The following is an 18,853-nucleotide window of genomic DNA, read 5'->3' on the forward strand; positions in this document are numbered from 1 at the left end:
AACTCATTGAGATGTGTCATAGTATTCGTCGTTAGAAAACAATTATTGTGACATTATTTCAATGAGTTATCTATTTTTGTCGTGTACAGAGGGAAATAATATAAAAATGCTCATAAACGTGATAACAAGAATAAAAAAAGATTTTAGTCTACCTGCTGTTTTCGCTGGCTTTATTACATTTTTAATCGGCATTAGCGTTTCATCTGTACTGGTCATTCAAGCCGGACAAATATTAGGTGCAAATCAAGCACAGATTAGCTCATGGTTTTGGGCATTGGGTCTGAGTATAGGATTATCAGGACTGATCTTAAGCTGGAAGTTTAAATATCCAGTTGCGACATCATGGTCAACAGCAGGACTAGCACTGATTATCGCTACAGGCTCAGGATACAATTTGAATGAGGCGATAGGGGCATTTTTAATATGCGGAATTATGACTGCTGTATTGGGCTTTTTTGGAATATTTCAAAGAATTCTTGAATTTTTACCGCAATCTCTTACAAGCGCCATGTTAGCTGGAGTGTTATTAAAATTTGGCATTTCATTATTTACGGTCATGCAAGACCAATTGATCTATGTTTTAATCTTGATCAGTACATATTTTATAAGTAAAAAAGCATTACCACGCCACTCCATTGTCATTACATTGTTAGCTTGCATTATTGCCACACCTTTTTTCTTTGAATACACAGCAACCAAAATTCACTACGGAATGACGTATCCAGTATGGATTCAACCTGAATTTCACTGGTCAAGTATTTTGGGTTTAGCTATTCCCCTCTTGATCATCAATATGGCTTCGCAATATTTACCTGGTTTAGCAATGATCAGATCCTATGGTTACAAACCTCATGTCAACCAATTAGTGAGTTGGACAGGAATTGCTCAAGCAATATTCGCTCCGTTCGGGGCATTTTCAACCAATATCGCGGCAATTAGTGCAGCTGTGAGCCTAGATGAACAAGTTCATCAAGACCCTTCAAAACGCTATATTGCAGGTATGGCTTGTGGTGTGTTCTATATTTTTATGGGCATTTTTGCGGCGACACTAACGGGATTGTTACTGTCATTCCCTAGAGAAATGATTACCACTTTGGCGGCGATCGCGCTTTTTGCCACGATTGGACATAACATCAGTATCGCATTTAAAGAAGATTTAGATCGTGATGCTGCTTTAATCACTTTTTTAATGTCTGCATCTGGAATTCAGTTTTTGGGCATTGGATCTGCTTTTTGGGGTTTGGTTATTGGATTTATTATTTATCATTTGATGCGTATACAAATTAAAAAGCCTATTTAAAAAAATAGGCTTTTGGGAATTAAATTACAGGATATTCACCCGTACCTTCAGGCCAAGGTGTCAATAATTCATATCCTTCATCAGTAACAGCAACCATATGTTCCCATTGTGCAGACCAAGATTTATCTGCTGTAACTACTGTCCATCCGTCTTTTAATTCTTTAACTTTGGCTTTGCCTGCATTCACCATAGGCTCAATGGTAAACACCATTCCTTTTCTTAATACTAATCCCTGACCAGGCTGTCCGTAATGCAATACATTCGGTTGCTCATGGTAGGTTTTTCCAATACCGTGACCACAATATTCACGTACAATCGTATAACCTTCGCGTTGCGCAACTTGTTGAATAGCATGACCCACGTCACCAAGTGTCGCGCCAGGTTTAACCGTTTTAATACCTGCAAGCATCGCTTCATAAGTCGTATCGACTAATTTTTTTGCTTCAGGTTTAATTGTACCCACATAGTACATTCGACTGGTATCACCAAAATAACCATCCTTGATGATTGCAACATCAATATTAATGATGTCTCCATCCTCTAAGATAATATTGGAAGCAGGGATACCATGACATACAACTTCATTTTTCGAAATACAGGTTGTTTTTGTATATCCGTAATAACCGACATTTGCTGGCGTCACCTTAAGTGTATTGACGATGTAATCATTACAGATATCATCAAGATACTCAGTACTCACACCTGGCTTCACATAATCACCAATCATCGCAAGCACTTGTGCCGCAAGCCGACCCGATATTCTTAGTTTTTCAATATCTTGTTCAGTTTTAATGGTGACAGCTGTTGCCTTCATGATGAACCCCTTTTTAATTCAGGATTCATTATAGGACTTTCATTTGTCGATCACAAACGCTATAGACTGTCTGTAACTTAATCATTTTCGACTATTATTTAACCATTCAGTACATTATTTTATTTTGCGAATCTAGATCTACGCTCTGCTTGATTTCAATTTAATAAATAAATTTATTTTATTAGTTTTATAAATACATAGACTTAATTTAACTCATAATTTCCCATCCAATAAAATTATTCGCTTCTTGCTTTTTTACTATTCCATTCGATGGATGACCACCCTCCCTATTTACTGACATTTGCTCTAAAATCGCTTTCTTTTTTCTTGAACCGATCTCCCTTATGACCAATTTGCGTACACGGGACATTATTGCCTTAGGTTTTATGACCTTTGCACTATTTATCGGTGCAGGCAATATTATCTTCCCACCTATTGTTGCTCAACAAGCGGGTGAACATGTTTGGTTAGCTGCTTTTGGCTTCTTAATTACTGCTGTTGGCCTTCCTGTTATCACGATCATTGCGCTATCGCGTGTTGAAGGCTCTATTCAACTTTTAAGCTCTCCACTGGGTAAGATTGCAAGTTTAATCTTAACCGTAGCATGCTATCTTGCTGTTGGACCACTTTTCGCGACACCTCGGACAGCTACAGTTTCTTTTGAAATTGGTTTTTCGAGTTATTTTGGAACGTCTTCATCGACCTTGTTGATCTACAGTGCAATTTATTTTGCATTTGTAACGTTAATCTCACTTTATCCGAATAAAATTTTGGATACTGTCGGCTATGTTTTATCTCCACTCAAAATTCTCTCTTTGATCATTTTAGGTGGTAGTGCCTTTTTAGTTTCTACAGATTATATCCCTGCACCTATTGGAAACTATATCAATAGTCCTGTTTCAGAAGGTTTTGTTAATGGTTATTTAACCATGGACACTTTAGGGGCTTTAGTATTTGGTATTGTCATTATTAATGCGATACGTTCACGTGGTGTAACTGATCAAAAGTTAATTACCAAATATGCAGTGATCGCAAGTTTAATTTCAGGTATTGGCCTTACACTGGTTTACATTAGCCTATTTAAACTTGGACTGAGTAGTCACGAGGCTGCACCTAACGCTGCAAATGGTGCCATTATTCTCCATGGCTATGTTCAGCATGCCTTTGGTGACTTTGGCTCATATTTTCTAGGGGCGATGATTTTTATCGCATGCATGGTTACGGCAATTGGTTTGACTTGTGCATGTGCAGAATATTTCTCACAAATCACGAAGATTACTTACAAAAAATGGGTTTTCATTCTTGTTGGTTTCTCATTTGTCATTTCCAACTTAGGTTTAACCAAGTTAATCGCCTTCTCTGTACCTGTATTAAGTGCAATCTACCCACCAGCGATTGTGGTGATCATGATGGGATTTATGTGGAAGTTCTTTAATTCCGCTCCACGCGTCATTGCGCCTGTTACAGCGGTTGCTTTCATATTCGGTATTATTGATGGACTTAAGGTTGCAGAATTAGATCATTTCTTGCCAGCATTTATGAACAATCTACCATTGGCTGAACAAAATTTAGCATGGTTGATTCCTTCTTTAGTTGTATTTGTCATTGTCTACACACTGGATAGACTGAAGAAGTAAATTCAGGTGATTTATCAATAAATATTGTTTTACCCAAGCCGTATTTGTTCTGTAATCAATAATTGTCTCGTTTATCCAACAGACTATTATTGCTTACCCACCTTAACTTTGACCTCATCAGTCAGATTTGGAATGACTTTTGCTACTATTTATTTGTTTTGCAAGATGCTAAAAAGTAAATAGATTAAAGAATTACAAGAAACTCTATTCATCTCATCACGATTTATCGAAATAATTCTAGCACTTAGCTCACGTAGTATCTTAATTTCAAATATTTCGACTTTTGTCATATTAATGTCATAATTTATTTACATAATAGAGTGTTAAAAACTTGCTTTATTCTTCAATCCCCTGTACAAGTATGTAAACAAAGTCGACTAAATCATTCAGATTTGTCATGAATTATCAGGAGGGATGGAGATGTTATCATTACATTTCAACAAGCAAGTCTTCATTAATACTCTTAAAGCGAACAACAATGCTGTCGTTTTTTTAAGCACAATGTTTGCTCTCATGCTGACACTTGTTGTGCAAGGTACAATTCAAGGCACGTTGAAGCTTGAATATTTTGCTTATGCACTTGCTGCGACGCTAGCATTTTACGTGTGGGCCTTTATTGACACGAAATATCGTACTCAAAAGCTTTCTGATCAAGAAGCACATTTAGACTAAGAGATGGATGCCAAAGCATCCATCTTAAAGTCAATTTCATCATTTAAAGCACTCTATCAAAATAACAAGTTTTTCAATTCTGCTCTACTTATTAGAATAACCCAACATATAAACCATAAAGCAAACCTAAGGTCGCCCCAACCTCACCTACGACCAATAGTACCATCGCACCTCTCATGAGCAATTTTGGTAATTCAATACGCCCTAATTGATGTGGTTCTTTGAACTGATTTGTCGTATCTTTCAATAAGCCATGCAAAATATAACTTAAAATTGAAAATGCAAAAAAGAAAATATTAATTAAAATAAAGAGCAAATTTGTCGATTCATTCAACGCTGAAAAATATGCCATAACCGCTAGAATTAACGTTGCAGGTGCATATAGCAAACTACTCCTATGCGCAATATCAACATAATAATGTGCTCGAGCTTGTTTAGATAAGCTGATTTGCACATACTTCCAAACACCAGTAAGCATACCGGTCAATAAAAAAATACCACTAAAAAAAATAGCAAGTCTTACCGATAATTCCATTTGATCGATCATGATCTGACATTCCTTCGCTATAAAACAGATTGCAATATGTTTAGCATCTTATCTCATATTTCGTACTACGACTTCGCTAACTCCATACCTTATATTGAAATTTAAGCAAAAAAAAGCTCCAATAAGGAGCTTTTTTATTAGAGTTTAAAGCGTGATTTTAACGGTTTTAATTCGATTATCTTCCATTTCTAGAATTTCGAAATTAACCCCTTGGTGTTCAATCAACATACCAACTTCAACCGCCCCACTCGTTTTATCTAAAATCAGTCCTGCAACACTAAAGTAACCTGAGTCTTCTTGCACCAGATCTAAATCTAATATATCGAGCGCCAGCTCTAATTGATATAAATCTAACATACCAGACGCCTTCCAAGTGGTATCATCGATTTTAACCAATTCAAGCTGTTCATCAGCATCTGGGAATTCACCAGCAATTGCTTCAAAAACATCTAATGGTGAGATTAAGCCTTGAATATTGCCATATTCATTTGTAACAAGTACCAATGAACCTTTAGAAGTTCTTAATGTATTAATTGCATCAATCACTTTCATTTTTTCATAAATGAAAATAGGACGGACACGTTTCATCAAATCTTTTAGTTGATCTGGATCATCTAACGCATCAATCAATTCTTTTGCACGTACAATCGTGATGACTTTATCCAATTGTCCACGACAAACTGGGAAAAGACTATGAGGTACAGCTAATACCTGTTCACGAATTGCTTCGGCATCGTCCTCAATATTAACCCAAGAAATTTGATTTCGAGGTGTCATAATTGAAGCAACTGAACGTTCAGCAAGTGATAGCACACCACCAACCATATAACGCTCTTCATCACCAAAAGCTTGTTGAATTTCTTCAACTTCTTTGGATGTTGCAATATCGGCATCCAATTTACTGCCCATCAATTTCAAAATTGAATCTGCAGTTCGATGACGTAACGGGATCTTCGCTTGATTTTTTTCAAGATTACGATTCGAAAATTGATTGAATGCTTCAATTAGAATTGCAACACCAATACCTGAATAAATATAACCTTTAGGGATATGAAATCCAAAACCTTCAGCGATTAGACTTACACCGATCAATAACAAGAAACTTAAACAAAGGATAACCACCGTAGGATGACGGTTAACAAACGTAGTTAACGGTTTTGATGCAATTAACATGACAACCATAGCCACAATCATCGCAGCCATCATCACGTAAATATTATCCACCATACCAATCGCAGTGATCACTGAGTCGAGTGAAAATACCGCATCAAGCACGACGATCTGAGCCACAACTGCAGCAAAACCAGCGTATACGACATTGTTATTCGTTTTAATCTCGGGTTTACCCTCCATTTTTTCATGGAGTTCATTGACAGCCTTATACACAAGGAATAGACCACCAAACAGTAATATCAAATCCCGACCTGAGAATGTTTTTCCAAAAATTTCAATCAATGGTTGAGTTAAAGTGACTAACCACGAGATCGCAAAAAGTAGACCTAGACGCATTAATAATGCGAGGGATAAACCGATTACACGGGCTTTATCACGTTGTTCTGGAGGAAGTTTTTCTGCAAGTATCGCAATAAATACTAAGTTATCAATACCTAAAACGATTTCAAGAATGATAAGGGTAATTAACCCTATCCAAATGCCAGGATCCAATAAAAATTCCATATTAGATCTCCTGGTTCTTATTATTTAAGATAATGTAAGAAGCTAAATTAGGCCAACACGGCGACGGGTCCATATATAAAGTTACCTTTTCAGAAATGATGAAACTATTATGCATAAGAATTTTATTTTGTAATTACTTTTTTTATGTTCAAAACAATTTTTTATGTAAATTTAGATCATATCTTTAGTCGTAATTGCCATCCTTGAATAGTCTTTGACATTTTCGACACAAAAAAAAATATCAGTGCCAAGTTATAGTTCCTCTATTTTTCAATAGAATTTGGTCAGCGTGGAATTGACATAAAGATATAATCATGAAGATCAGAATAGCTGTATTTTTCGAATCTTCTGTTTTGATACACATAAAGATATTTACAGATCATTGAAATATGTTTTATAAAACTGAAGTCAATAGGTGTCATACCTTTTGTCTGATTTAAGGTAAGCGCTTGAACATAAGTTGATTATTTGAACATAGTTCTTTTAATATAGGTTATGCTTCATGTAATATTTAAATTAATAAAAACAATTAAGTTACACTGACAAGGACGTAGCGATGTCAAAAAAATATGCAAAATTTTTACCTTCATCTGAAAATTTTGAACTCGAAAATTTTCCATTCTATTGGATCACTCAAGTCCATTCTCAGTATGTACTGAATGTTGACCATGTGCTCAAAAAGTATGGCGTTGATAATTCTCGTCGACGTTTGCTTGTCGCATTGTCTACTAAACCAGATGCAAGTGTTTCAGAACTCTCTGACATGATTGTGTCAAAAATGTCGACGACTACAAAAATCGTTTACCGTTTAAAAGATGAAGGAATGGTTGACACTTACTCGTGTGAAAACGATGCCCGTATTACGCGTGTGGTACTAACACCAAAAGGTTTAGAAATGACAAAAAAAATTAATGACCTGATGAGTGTGGTTCTTGAACAAACATTTGAGGGATTAACCCCACTTCAAATTGAAAAACTAATGGAAAGCTTAAAGCATATTTTCAAAAATTTAGCGCACTAATTTCCCTAAACTTTAGATTAAAGCCCATCATCAAACATATTGAGTTGGGCTGTATTGTTCTGCCGTGGTTTTGGACAATAAAAACATTCAAATTCCTCTACTGGAAAGCCCTCTACAAAGTTCTGAATGTCGGGGGATTTTAAACTCAGCCACTGATCTAATTTATAGTGCGGAATAATAATTACTGACCGTTTAACATCTCCAGGCTCATGAAAATCCTTCATCATTTCGTGATGAATAGCATCCATGGTAATCATCGTTGCTGAACGATAAATAATTTGATCAATTTTCGTGATTTCATACAACGCTGCGATAAAAAATGCCTGACCATCTTTTCTTCTCACACCCCATCGTTGCGGTCGTCCATTAATATATTTTGCTTCATAAAACTCAGTGACTGGAATTACACCAAATTTACATTTTTCAAATGCTTCTTGAAAACTTCTTTTTTCGCTTAATGTTTCATTGCGTGCATTATAGGTTTTCTTCGCTATTTCTGTATCAGTTGCCCATTTTGGTATAAAACCAAAATTAACTAACCTCCACTCGTAGCTATGATCAGATTTAAATAACAACGGGGTTTCGTAGCTTGGATAAACCTCTTCCACATATTCAAATGGAATATGTGGAAGTTCTAATGCTTGGATTTGATGGGCTTGTATTGGCTTAAAGTTGGCACACATAGCATAATTTTCAATACTATAAAAAACTTAGGCTATTATAGCCGATCCAATTCAGTTCATTATGATGATATTGGTACTGTCATCCAGTGTGTACGCGTGAATTCATCCATAATCCAATGCCCATTAAAGCGCCCTAATCCAGAGTTCTTTTCTCCACCGAATGGTGCATTAGCATGGTCCGCGACACTTATACCATTAATATGTGTCATTCCAAAATCGAGTTTTGAAGCGATTTCTACTCCGCGCTCAATATCAGATGTACATACAGCACCAGATAAACCAAACGGTGTGTCATTGGCGATTTGAATTGCATGTGCCTCATCATCTGCTCTGATGATCGGCAGAATTGGTCCGAAGCTCTCCTCTTGAGCAATTGTATATGTCGGCAACACATCAATAAACACATGAGGTGAAACCAAATTATTCTCAATACCCCCAGCATAGACCAACTTAGCACCTTCTATTTGAGCCTGATCAATGATTCGTTGATGCTGTTTCACTTGTGTATTATTAATAATAGGTCCTATAAGCGTCTCATCAAGATTAGGATCACCCACAGGAATATCTTTTACTTTGTTTAAAAGCTTTTCAACATATTCATTGTGAATCGATTGATCTACGATGACACGATTAGTGCTCATACAGATTTGACCTTGGTGAAGGAAGCGCCCCTTGATCGTCAAATCGACTGCCAAATCTAAATCTGCATCTTTAAGAATTAATAATGGCGCATTCCCCCCAAGCTCTAAAGCAAGTCGTTTGATTCTAGAGCTAGCCATCGCTTTAGCACCAACATTTTTTCCTACTTCTGTAGAACCAGTGAATGAAATCATCTTCGGAATAGGATGCTCGACAAAATAATCCCCTATTTCACTACCACTACCTACAATGACATTCAGTACACCAGCGGGCACACCCGCCTCTTCAAACAATTTCCCTAATAATGTTCCACCTGTAACAGGTGTATCACTCGCAGGTTTAAGTACCACTGTATTTCCACATGCGATTGCGCAAACAACCGATCGCATTGACAAATGAAATGGAAAATTCCAAGGGCTAATGACAGCAATAACACCCAACGCTTTGCGTTGATAAAAACTTTTTCTCGCAGGATCTTTACTTTCTAGCTGAACAGTTTGGATTTGATCAGGAAAAGTGAATGATTCTGAGATAATACCAAGCGCAGCACCCACTTCAATATTTGCTTTGAGACGCGTACTTCCAGACTCGGTAATCAGCCAATCTATAATTTCGTCTTTACGTAATTGTATAATGTCATGCAGCTTCTGAATGATTTTCTTGCGATCTACAGCAGAGGTAATTAAGCCAAGATCAAATGCTTGTTGTGCTGCAGAAAAAGCGAGATCAACATCAGACTGATTCGCCGCTTGAATTTGGTGTATTTCTTTTAAATCAAATGGATTTAAATTTTGTATGACACGCTCTGAAGAGCCTTTTAACCAAGAACCATTAATAAACTGTTGATTTAAATTTGAATATTGCGTCATTTTATGTCCCTCTACATGCCATTTTTTACCCAATGGTCAACTATTTTACACAATCGTAAAAAAAGCCTCCGGAGAGGCTTTTTTATTTTAATTAGTCACCAGTGTAACCTTTAAGCTTCAAGCGGTAAGCATGAAGTAATGGTTCTGTATAACCTGATGGTTGTTCAGCACCTTTAAACACTAAATCATATGCTGCTTGGTAAGCATAACCGTCAAACCCAGGCGCCATTGGTGTGTACGCTGGATCGTTCGCATTTTGCTCATCTACAATTTTAGCCATACGTCGCATTACTTCTTCAACTTGCTCTTTAGTCACGATACCGTGACGTAACCAGTTAGCAACGTGTTGAGATGAAATACGTAAAGTTGCACGGTCTTCCATCAAACCAACGTTGTTGATGTCTGGAACTTTAGAACAACCAACACCCAAATCAACCCAACGAACAACATAACCAAGAATACCCTGAAGGTTATTTTCTAACTCTTTGGTTTTCTCTTCATCAGTCCAATTCGTATCAGTCGCTAATGGTGGAGTTAATAAATCATCTAAAGGTAATGCTTCAGTTTTTAACAACTCTTGTTGACGCGCTGAAACATTACATTGGTGATAGTGAATCGCATGAATTACAGCACCAGATGGTGATGGAACCCAAGCACAGCTCGCACCAGCTTCAGGATGCTCAATTTTGGTTTTATACATGTCTAAAAGCATATCTGGTTTAGGCCACATGCCTTTACCAATTTGTGCTTTGCCACGTAAGCCTGCTTGTAAACCAACCATCACGTTACGGTTTTCATATGCAGGGAACCAAATTTGAGATTTAACTTCACCCTTACGAACGAATGGACCTGCTTCCATAAAAGTATGGATTTCGTCACCTGTACGGTCCATGAATCCTGTGTTAATGAAGATGGTACGATCTTTCGCTTGAGCAATACAGTTTTTCAAGTTTACAGAAGTACGGCGCTCTTCATCCATGATCCCAATTTTAAGCGTTTTTGCTGGCAAACCTAGAGCTTGTTCTGCACGCTCAAATAGTTCAACTGCAAATGCAACTTCTTCAGGGCCATGCATCTTAGGTTTAACGATATACATAGAACCTTTACGAGAGTTCTTGATTTCGTTTTGACCTTTGATGTCAGCAAACGTTAACAACGGTGTGATCAATGCATCCATGATACCTTCATAGATTTCTTGACCATCCACAAGGATCGCCGGGTTCGTCATCAAATGACCAACGTTACGAAGAAGCATCAATGAACGACCGTGTAAAGTTGTTTCACCACCGATCAGATTCTTGTGGGTACGGTCTTTGTTTAAAGCACGAGTAATGGTTTTACCATTTTTCTCGATTTTCTCTTCCAACGTACCCTTCATCAAACCTAACCAATTACGGTAGCCTTCAACTTTTTCTTCAGCATCAACCGCAGCAATTGAGTCTTCCAAATCTTGAATCGTTGTTACCGCAGATTCTAAAACAAGATCTTTTACGCCAGCAGCATCCGTTTGACCAATTGGGCTTGTCGCATCGATTTCAATGATGACATGCAGACCATTATTTAATAAAACGATCTCTGTCGGCGCAGATTCTTCACCATTAAAACCTACGAATTGAGCTTCTTTAGCCAAATTCGTTGTGCTGCCATCTTTAAGCGTTACCACTAATTTTTTTGCTTCAACAGCGTATTTCGTAGCATCTACATGTGATCCATTTGCTAAAGGGAAAGTTTCATTTAAGAAATTTTTAGCAAAAGCGATAACTTTTTCGCCACGAACAGGGTTATACCCCTTACCTTTTTCCGCACCGCCTTCTTCCGAAATGACATCGAAACCATACAATGCGTCATATAAAGAGCCCCAACGAGCATTTGCAGCGTTCAAGCAGTAACGCGCATTACGTACAGGCACAACCAATTGTGCACCGGCCAATAGTGCGATTTCTTCATCTACATTTTCAGTTGTAATTTGAAAATCTTCTACTTCTGGTAATAAGTAGCCAATTTCTGTCAGGAAAGCTTTGTAAGCTCCTAATTCAAATTTATTATTGCGGTGCCATTCATCAATTTTCGCTTGAATGTCATCACGCTTAGCCAAGAGTGCTTTATTTTTTGGGCTAAGATCAACAACGACTTGTTCAAAGTTTTTCCAGTAAGTTTCACTGTCTAAACCAGAACCTGGTAGTGCTTCATTTTCGATGAAATCGTAGAGTTCTTTAGCAATCGCTAACTTGCCTTTCTGAATACGTGCAGTCATTGTCTTTCCTGATATTGCTACTTTTTATACAAGAGAATCTAGTATACCCATTTATAAATTGCTGAATAGTAATATCACATTGCTAAATAGTGATCATTTATTATAGACACCAATTAGATGAGACTTTTGATCTATTACTTATTGAGTCGTTTTAATTCAACAATCTAATTACAGTGTATAAAGTTTTATGAAGGTAGAAATTAGACTTAAGTGCCAATTTCCATCAAATCTGATTTAATTTAAACCAATATGTCTATTTTCTCTACGCTTTTAAGGAACGATTTCAAATTTATTCCACTCCAAATAAAAAAACCCAAACATCATCTGTTTGGGTTCATTTGTGAATTCTCACATTTATTCAGCGGGCTTATCAATTTGTCGATGCGCAGATTGTAAATAGTCATCTGATTGCATTTCAAGTAAACGTGAACGTGTACGTTCGATTTCAAACGCTAATTTTTCGCCACTATATATATCAATGATACTGGCATGTGAGGTCAGTAACAATTTAACACCACGATCATAAAACTCATCGACTAAATAAATGAATCGGCGTGTCCCTTCTGATAAATAATCATTTAGATCGGGAACATTACTGACTAGGACTGTATTATAAGTATTCGCAATTTCGATAAAGTCCGCAGGACTTCGTGGCTTCATACAGAGTTCAGAAAACTCACACCACAATACATCTTCAGTATGACCAATCGTATCGACATTACGTCCATTAATGATGATCGGTTCTTCACTGACATTTTGAGCACTGGTTAATGCTGAAAAACGTTGTGCCATCCATACCTGATTATCATGGCTTAAAGGAGACTTGAACAATTGCGCTTGTTTCAGTACACGCAAACGATAGTCAACACCTGCATCCACATTCAAAATAACACAATTCTTTTTTACCATTTCAATCGTTGGAATAAAGCGGTCGCGATGAATGCCGTTCTTGTATAAACCATCTGGTGCAATGTTTGATGTCGCAACAAGTGTAATTCCACGAACAAATAGCTTTTGGAATAAATCACTTAAAATCATCGCATCCGTGACATTTGATACAAAGAATTCATCAAAACAAATCACAACCGCATCTTTGTAAATTTGATCAGCAACGATGTCGAGTGGATTTTGTTGTCCTGAATTTTTATTTAACTCTTTATGCACATATTGCATAAAATGATGGAAATGCATACGCGTCTTGCGACGGAATGGTATCGCATCATAAAACTGGTCCATCAACCAAGTTTTTCCACGCCCAACACCACCCCACATATAAACACCCTTAGGGGCTGTTTGGCGGCGAAAACGTCGAAACGCTTTTTTAGAAGCTTTATATCGTAAGATCAGTTCTTCCCAAACACGATTAAGTTCATGTACTGCTTGAGCTTGAGCAGCATCAGGCATAAATTGTCCTGACGAAATTGCGTGAGCATAACGTTCTGCAGGTGATTGCGGAGTGTGACTTAAACTATTTTGCGAAGAATGAGAATGGAACATAGATATTGATTACTTTTTTAGGCCGTCGGAAGTATAACGAATATTTAAAAAAATGATAAATAACACTTTGGCATATACCATTTGAGCATACATGCTGAGGTTATTTCCCATACTGTCGTGGACTTTGTCCAAACCATCTTTTAAAAGCATGGTTAAATGCTGCAGGTTCTGAATATCCAAGCATTTCAGCTATTACTTCTATCGAATACTCTTTGTACTCAATTAATCGAAGCGCTTTCTCTCGAATGAGTTGCTCCCGTATTTGCTTATAGCTTGTATTCAATTGGTTAAGCTGATGTCGCAAAGTACGCTCTGGAATATTCAAAGCTTGAGCAGTTTCTGCCATTGTTGGAATCTGCCCCGTTTGTAAATCCAAATAATCGTGAATTCTTTGAATCAACTGGTGTTGATTCAATTGTTGCGCATTTAATCTTTCGATCTCAGCATTACATCTTTGTTGGTGGACATTAAATGTGATTTGATCAGCTGAAGGCAACTTCAATTCTAAAATTTCTGCATCAAAAATCAGTCGAAATTTATCATGTTCAAACCGAACTTGCGCACCGAAATAATTCAAATACTTGTTCAAAAAAATGGATTCTTTCGGTCGTGAAAACGGCAATTCAACCTGCACTTCAGGAAAAGGCAATCCTATCATTTTGTAGATATCTTGCACGAATTTAACCGTACCTGAAATTTCACATTGAGCCCTGAACTCATCAACTTCACTTTGTAAATTGAGAGGCTCATAACATAAAGCCGCATAGACACTCGTCTGCTCTAATGTAAGTCTACCCGATAAATGGGTAAGCGCTTGATAGCGTATTCCATTTGTGAGAGCCGCACCGACATTCGGGCTTGTGACCAACAGCATAAGAAGCGGACCATAGCCTGCGAGCGCATAATGTTGACCGACATCTAAACCGAGCAACGGGTTAACCCCTTTAGCAATAATTCTTTGAATGATTTGTTCTAATTCAGGTTGAATCGTTGAACTCGGATCTAAAGCATCCGCCTTTAAACCGACAGCTTCCAATCTTTCGTCCACATTTATTCCGATTTGTCGCATACCCTGTATGAGATACAACAAACCGAGAATCGACCTTTTCATAAATCAGAATTTTAAAATTAAAGTTGCATATGTTTTACCCTAAAAAAAAGGGAAAGAATATTGCCGAAAATATCAATATTAAATGTCAATGAAATCATGTCAGTTTCAGTCCAGACTGATTATGATAGCTTCAAATAATATAAACGAGTATTAAAATGGAAGTTACATCAGATCAGCTAGATACAAATTCAGTCGACTTAACTGAAACGCAATTCATCAAGAAAAATACTAAAATTGCGATTATCGGCGCCGGATTTGGAGGATTAGCCACAGCTATTCAACTTCTTAAACGCGGTATCAAAGATTTTGTTATTCTTGAAAAAGCTTCAGATGTAGGTGGTACTTGGCGTGAAAATCAATACCCGGGTGCTGCATGTGATGTGCAGTCTCATATGTATTCATTATCTTTTGCACCAAAATCTGACTGGACAAAACGATATGCTGAAGCACCTGAAATTTTCCAATATATTCAAGACCTTATTCAAGAATATGATTTAAAAAAATTTATTCAATTTGATACCGAAGTCATTTCGACACGCTTCGATGAGCAAGCTCATGCGTGGGAAATCTCCATCAAGAATCAAAGTGCTCTACACAGTCAATTCCTTATTTTTGCCTCTGGTCCATTGCATATTCCTCAAATTCCAAAGATTAAAGGAATCGAAAAATTTAAAGGCGAAGTATTCCACTCATCATCTTGGAATCATGCTTATGACCTGAATGGTAAACGTGTAGCCAGTATCGGCACAGGTGGAAGTGCAATTCAATATATTCCTGAGATTGCATCAAAAACCAAACAGTTATACGTGTTTCAAAGAACCGCTGCATGGGTAATACCGCGCGATGAACGTGCTTATAATGCTTTAGACAAAAAACTGTTTGCCCAATACGACTGGTTTAGAAAATTGCATCGAGCGCGCTTGTATTGGTCAAATGAATCACGCGTAGTTCCGATTGTTAAACCTCAAATGATGCGACTGGGTCAAAAACTTGCAGAAGCTTTTATTCGCTTCCAAGTCAAAGATAAAGAAATAGCAAAAAAATTGACACCAGATTACACCATGGGGTGTAAAAGAATTTTAGTATCAAATCGATATTTCCCAACATTTAATCGCAAGAATGTAGAGCTCGTGACGGACAGCATTCAAGAAATTACTGAAAATGCGATTGTTACCAAAGATGGTCAAGTACGAGAAATAGATTGCTTAATTTACGGTACTGGTTTTATTACTGATCCACGAATTTATTTAAAAGATTTTAAATGTTATGGCGAAAATGGTATTGAGTTGAAAGAAGCTTGGAAAGAGGGTGCTGAAAGCTACTATGGAATTTCTACCAAAGGATTTCCAAATCTCTTTCAACTTTTAGGCCCGAATACTGTTTTAGGTCATAACTCTGTAATTTTTATGATCGAATCTCAAGTGAATTACATTCTACAACTGATTGAAGCTGTAGATAAATCCAAAACCAAAGCAATCGTGGTCAAAGATGGAGTTCAAGAAGAATTCAACCGTAAAATCCAAGAAAAATTTGCAGGCACAGTTTGGCAATCTGGCTGTGTGAGTTGGTATCAGCAAGAAGGCGGAAAGAATTTTTCACTTTGGCCGAGTTATACATGGAAGTATTGGCTAGAAACCAAAAATGCAAATCTAGCCGATTATCGTTTCTTAAATTAAATGAATAAAAAAATCAGCTCAATTGAGCTGATTTTTTTTACTGAGCCAGCGCTTTTTGAATATCATCTTCAATGCTTTCTGGTTTAGTTGTAGGTGCATATCGATTAAGCACTTTGCCATCTTTTCCAATCAAAAATTTGGTAAAGTTCCACTTAATTCCACTTCCTAAAATGCCTTTGCTGTTGTTGGTGAGATACCGAAAAATCACATGGGCTTCAGGACCTTTTACATCCACTTTAGCGAACATCGGAAAGGATACACCGTAATTTCTCTGGCAAAAACTACCAATTTCTTCGTGCGTACCCGGATCTTGCCCACCAAATTGATTACACGGAAATCCTAATACCTCAAAACCTTGATCTTTATACTTTTCATACAGCGCTTCCAACCCTGCAAATTGTGGCGTAAATCCACATTTGCTGGCTGTGTTGACTATCAATAGCACTTTACCTTCATAGTCCGAAAATTGCTTATTTTCCCCTTCTAGCAATTCTGCCTCAAATTGATAAATATTGGTCATGGATAGGTTTCCTCATCATTTTTTTCTTGGGTTTTTAATTCTAATGAAGCTGAGTTTACACAATAACGAAGACCTGTAGGTTCAGGTCCATCCTCAAAAACATGACCTAGATGTGCGTCACAATGATGACAAACAATCTCAGTACGAATCATGCCATGTGAGTGATCGTCATGTTCTTCAATGACTGTTTGGTTGATTGGACGATAAAAACTAGGCCATCCACAACCACTGTCATATTTGGTTTCTGAAGTAAATAAAGGTTCGCCACAGCAACGACAAACATAAGTTCCTTCTTGTTTGGCATTCCAATATCGCCCTGTGAAAGCAGGCTCAGTTCCCTTTTGACGGGTAATGCGATACTCCTCTGGTGATAACTCTCTTTGCCATTCTCGGTCTGTTTTATTGAGTTTTCCCATGATTAACTCCTTTAAATCTTTGACATTCAATGTCATGCTTCAGTACCTTCATATTTACGCTAGAGCTTGAAAAATTTCTAGCTAAATTTCTACATAGATTGTGATATTTAGTAATCTATTTTTATTCACTCAAAAATAATTGGATGGGAATATGTCCGTTTTAGGTAACACTACTCCACGCGAAATTAAGAAATCGTCTAAGCTCGAGCATGTATGCTATGACATTCGTGGACCTGTGTTACGCGCCGCCAACGAAATGGAAGAAGCCGGACATAAGATAATTAAACTCAATATCGGCAACCCAGCGCCCTTCGGTTTTGAAGCACCTCAAGAAATTATCAATGATGTTGCGTTGAACTTACCAAATGCAATCGGCTATACAGACTCAAAAGGGATTTTCCCTGCCCGCAAAGCGGTTTGTCAGTATTATCAACAAAAAGGTATTTTCAATATGCATGTCAATGACGTGTATATTGGGAATGGTGTTTCTGAACTGATTGTAATGGCTATGCAAGGCCTGTTAGATGACGGCGATGAAATGCTGGTACCAATGCCAGATTATCCATTATGGACTGCTGCCGTTAATCTTTCTGGTGGTACAGCAATTCATTATAAATGTGATGAAGAAGATAATTGGTATCCTGATATTCAGGATATGGAAAACAAAATTACGCCTAATACTCGTGGGATCGTGATTATCAATCCGAACAACCCAACGGGTGCTGTTTATCCACGCCATGTCTTAGAAAAAATTGTCGCTCTTGCAAAAAAATATGACCTGATTTTATTTGCTGATGAGATCTACGATAAGATCGTTTACGATGGAATCGAACATGTATCGGTCGCTGCCCTTGCGGGTAATCAACTGTGTATTTCATTTAATGGATTATCTAAATCCTATCGAATCGCTGGATACCGTTCAGGCTGGATGGCAATTACGGGTGATAAGACACGTGCGGCAGATTATATTGAAGGTCTAGATATGCTCGCGTCAATGCGCCTGTGTGCTAACCATCAAGCTCAATATGCTATTCAAACTGCATTGGGTGGCTACCAGTCTATCAACGATTTAATTCGTCCAGGTGGTCGTTTGTATGAGCAACGCAATATTGCTTGGCAAATGTTGAATGAAATCCCAGGTGTAAGTTGCGTTAAACCTGAAGGTGCAATGTATTGTTTCCCTAAACTTGATCCTGTAGTTTATCCGATTCAGGATGATGAACAGTTTATGCTTGACTTCCTCAAAGCAGAAAAAGTGTTATTGGTACAAGGCACAGGATTCAACTGGCCTACGCCTGATCATTTCCGTGTGGTGTTCTTGCCTGCTGAAAATGAACTTCGTGAAGCGATTAACCGTTTAGGAAGATTCTTGGCGAAAATGCGTTAATTCAGTCGTTTTATGTGAATGAAGTATTTAAAACCCCCAGATTTCAATCTGGGGGTTTTATATTTAATATTTTGATTATTTCATGATATTAATTTCATTTTGATTATATACAAGCACCCTTCTTTTCCTTTAT

Annotated in this window: 16 protein-coding genes; 6 read left to right on the forward strand and 10 right to left on the reverse strand. The window is 37.4% G+C overall.

Annotated elements, in window-relative coordinates; all coding sequences use genetic code 11:
* The first annotated feature begins 121 nt into the window (after nt 1-121).
* On the forward strand, nt 122-1,300 hold the full coding sequence (locus AC1M9D_RS06385; protein WP_481590759.1) for a benzoate/H(+) symporter BenE family transporter: 1,179 nt from the start codon (nt 122-124) through the stop codon (nt 1,298-1,300).
* A gap of 19 nt (nt 1,301-1,319) precedes the next feature.
* Here the strand turns inward: AC1M9D_RS06385 and map are convergent, their stop codons facing one another.
* Nucleotides 1,320-2,114 carry a type I methionyl aminopeptidase gene (gene map / locus AC1M9D_RS06390; protein WP_035266073.1) on the reverse strand — a complete coding sequence of 265 codons (795 nt, stop codon included), beginning with the start codon at nt 2,112-2,114 and terminating at the stop codon, nt 1,320-1,322.
* Between the two features lie 344 nt (nt 2,115-2,458).
* On the opposite strand from map, the gene brnQ reads away from it, so the two are divergent.
* Both brnQ and AC1M9D_RS06400 read left to right on the forward strand, forming a co-directional pair.
* Entirely contained in the window at nt 2,459-3,751 is a 1,293-nt protein-coding gene (gene brnQ, locus AC1M9D_RS06395; protein ID WP_481590729.1) for a branched-chain amino acid transport system II carrier protein, read from the forward strand.
* A 420-nt stretch (nt 3,752-4,171) separates the two neighbouring features.
* Entirely contained in the window at nt 4,172-4,423 is a 252-nt protein-coding gene (locus AC1M9D_RS06400; protein ID WP_035266079.1) for a hypothetical protein, read from the forward strand.
* Nucleotides 4,424-4,514: 91 nt separating this feature from the next.
* On the opposite strand, the gene AC1M9D_RS06405 is transcribed toward AC1M9D_RS06400, so the two are convergent.
* Complete coding sequence (locus AC1M9D_RS06405) at nt 4,515-4,970, reverse strand: hypothetical protein (protein ID WP_416224324.1); 456 nt, start codon at nt 4,968-4,970, stop codon at nt 4,515-4,517.
* Nucleotides 4,971-5,114: 144 nt separating this feature from the next.
* On the reverse strand, nt 5,115-6,647 hold the full coding sequence (locus tag AC1M9D_RS06410) for a TerC family protein (protein ID WP_092767773.1): 1,533 nt from the start codon (nt 6,645-6,647) through the stop codon (nt 5,115-5,117).
* Between the two features lie 556 nt (nt 6,648-7,203).
* On the opposite strand from AC1M9D_RS06410, the gene AC1M9D_RS06415 reads away from it, so the two are divergent.
* Nucleotides 7,204-7,668 carry a MarR family winged helix-turn-helix transcriptional regulator gene (locus tag AC1M9D_RS06415; protein WP_035266085.1) on the forward strand — a complete coding sequence of 155 codons (465 nt, stop codon included), beginning with the start codon at nt 7,204-7,206 and terminating at the stop codon, nt 7,666-7,668.
* Nucleotides 7,669-7,685: 17 nt separating this feature from the next.
* Here the strand turns inward: AC1M9D_RS06415 and AC1M9D_RS06420 are convergent, their stop codons facing one another.
* The 5 genes from AC1M9D_RS06420 to AC1M9D_RS06440 form a co-directional block, all read right to left on the reverse strand.
* Nucleotides 7,686-8,351, reverse strand: coding sequence for an SOS response-associated peptidase (locus tag AC1M9D_RS06420; protein WP_481587649.1), 666 nt, complete (start codon nt 8,349-8,351; stop codon nt 7,686-7,688).
* A gap of 59 nt (nt 8,352-8,410) precedes the next feature.
* Nucleotides 8,411-9,859 (reverse strand): aldehyde dehydrogenase family protein, encoded by a 1,449-nt coding sequence (locus tag AC1M9D_RS06425; RefSeq protein WP_481611760.1) that lies wholly within the window; start codon nt 9,857-9,859, stop codon nt 8,411-8,413.
* 91 nt (nt 9,860-9,950) lie between these two features.
* On the reverse strand, nt 9,951-12,113 hold the full coding sequence (locus AC1M9D_RS06430; RefSeq protein ID WP_481611761.1) for a malate synthase G: 2,163 nt from the start codon (nt 12,111-12,113) through the stop codon (nt 9,951-9,953).
* 354 nt (nt 12,114-12,467) lie between these two features.
* Nucleotides 12,468-13,610, reverse strand: a complete 1,143-nt coding sequence (gene zapE / locus AC1M9D_RS06435) for a cell division protein ZapE (protein ID WP_481611762.1) — start codon at nt 13,608-13,610, stop codon at nt 12,468-12,470.
* Nucleotides 13,611-13,710: 100 nt separating this feature from the next.
* A complete protein-coding gene (locus AC1M9D_RS06440) occupies nt 13,711-14,721 on the reverse strand; it encodes an AraC family transcriptional regulator (RefSeq protein ID WP_481611763.1) in 1,011 nt (336 codons plus the stop codon).
* A gap of 155 nt (nt 14,722-14,876) precedes the next feature.
* Between AC1M9D_RS06440 and AC1M9D_RS06445 the strand changes: the two genes are divergently transcribed.
* Entirely contained in the window at nt 14,877-16,397 is a 1,521-nt protein-coding gene (locus AC1M9D_RS06445; protein ID WP_481611764.1) for a flavin-containing monooxygenase, read from the forward strand.
* Nucleotides 16,398-16,434: 37 nt separating this feature from the next.
* On the opposite strand, the gene AC1M9D_RS06450 is transcribed toward AC1M9D_RS06445, so the two are convergent.
* Both AC1M9D_RS06450 and msrB read right to left on the reverse strand, forming a co-directional pair.
* Nucleotides 16,435-16,917, reverse strand: coding sequence for a glutathione peroxidase (locus AC1M9D_RS06450; RefSeq protein ID WP_035266096.1), 483 nt, complete (start codon nt 16,915-16,917; stop codon nt 16,435-16,437).
* On the reverse strand, nt 16,914-17,333 hold the full coding sequence (gene msrB / locus AC1M9D_RS06455; protein ID WP_481611765.1) for a peptide-methionine (R)-S-oxide reductase MsrB: 420 nt from the start codon (nt 17,331-17,333) through the stop codon (nt 16,914-16,916). Before msrB ends, AC1M9D_RS06450 begins: the two co-directional genes overlap by 4 nt.
* Nucleotides 17,334-17,484: 151 nt before the next feature.
* On the opposite strand from msrB, the gene AC1M9D_RS06460 reads away from it, so the two are divergent.
* On the forward strand, nt 17,485-18,720 hold the full coding sequence (locus tag AC1M9D_RS06460; RefSeq protein ID WP_481611766.1) for a pyridoxal phosphate-dependent aminotransferase: 1,236 nt from the start codon (nt 17,485-17,487) through the stop codon (nt 18,718-18,720).
* The last annotated feature ends 133 nt before the right edge of the window (nt 18,721-18,853 follow it).

The organism is Acinetobacter sp. ANC_7682 (assembly GCF_056779795.1).

Excerpts from the sequence above, each read along its gene's own strand:
- map (WP_035266073.1), bottom strand. The coding sequence starts at position 2,114 with ATGAAGGCAACAGCTGTCACCATTAAAACTGAACAAGATATTGAAAAA.
- brnQ (WP_481590729.1), top strand. The coding sequence starts at position 2,459 with ATGACCAATTTGCGTACACGGGACATTATTGCCTTAGGTTTTATGACC.
- AC1M9D_RS06400 (WP_035266079.1), top strand. The coding sequence starts at position 4,172 with ATGTTATCATTACATTTCAACAAGCAAGTCTTCATTAATACTCTTAAA.
- AC1M9D_RS06405 (WP_416224324.1), bottom strand. The coding sequence starts at position 4,970 with ATGATCGATCAAATGGAATTATCGGTAAGACTTGCTATTTTTTTTAGT.
- AC1M9D_RS06410 (WP_092767773.1), bottom strand. The coding sequence starts at position 6,647 with ATGGAATTTTTATTGGATCCTGGCATTTGGATAGGGTTAATTACCCTT.
- AC1M9D_RS06415 (WP_035266085.1), top strand. The coding sequence starts at position 7,204 with ATGTCAAAAAAATATGCAAAATTTTTACCTTCATCTGAAAATTTTGAA.
- AC1M9D_RS06420 (WP_481587649.1), bottom strand. The coding sequence starts at position 8,351 with ATGTGTGCCAACTTTAAGCCAATACAAGCCCATCAAATCCAAGCATTA.
- AC1M9D_RS06425 (WP_481611760.1), bottom strand. The coding sequence starts at position 9,859 with ATGACGCAATATTCAAATTTAAATCAACAGTTTATTAATGGTTCTTGG.
- AC1M9D_RS06430 (WP_481611761.1), bottom strand. The coding sequence starts at position 12,113 with ATGACTGCACGTATTCAGAAAGGCAAGTTAGCGATTGCTAAAGAACTC.
- zapE (WP_481611762.1), bottom strand. The coding sequence starts at position 13,610 with ATGTTCCATTCTCATTCTTCGCAAAATAGTTTAAGTCACACTCCGCAA.
- AC1M9D_RS06440 (WP_481611763.1), bottom strand. The coding sequence starts at position 14,721 with ATGAAAAGGTCGATTCTCGGTTTGTTGTATCTCATACAGGGTATGCGA.
- AC1M9D_RS06445 (WP_481611764.1), top strand. The coding sequence starts at position 14,877 with ATGGAAGTTACATCAGATCAGCTAGATACAAATTCAGTCGACTTAACT.
- AC1M9D_RS06450 (WP_035266096.1), bottom strand. The coding sequence starts at position 16,917 with ATGACCAATATTTATCAATTTGAGGCAGAATTGCTAGAAGGGGAAAAT.
- msrB (WP_481611765.1), bottom strand. The coding sequence starts at position 17,333 with ATGGGAAAACTCAATAAAACAGACCGAGAATGGCAAAGAGAGTTATCA.
- AC1M9D_RS06460 (WP_481611766.1), top strand. The coding sequence starts at position 17,485 with ATGTCCGTTTTAGGTAACACTACTCCACGCGAAATTAAGAAATCGTCT.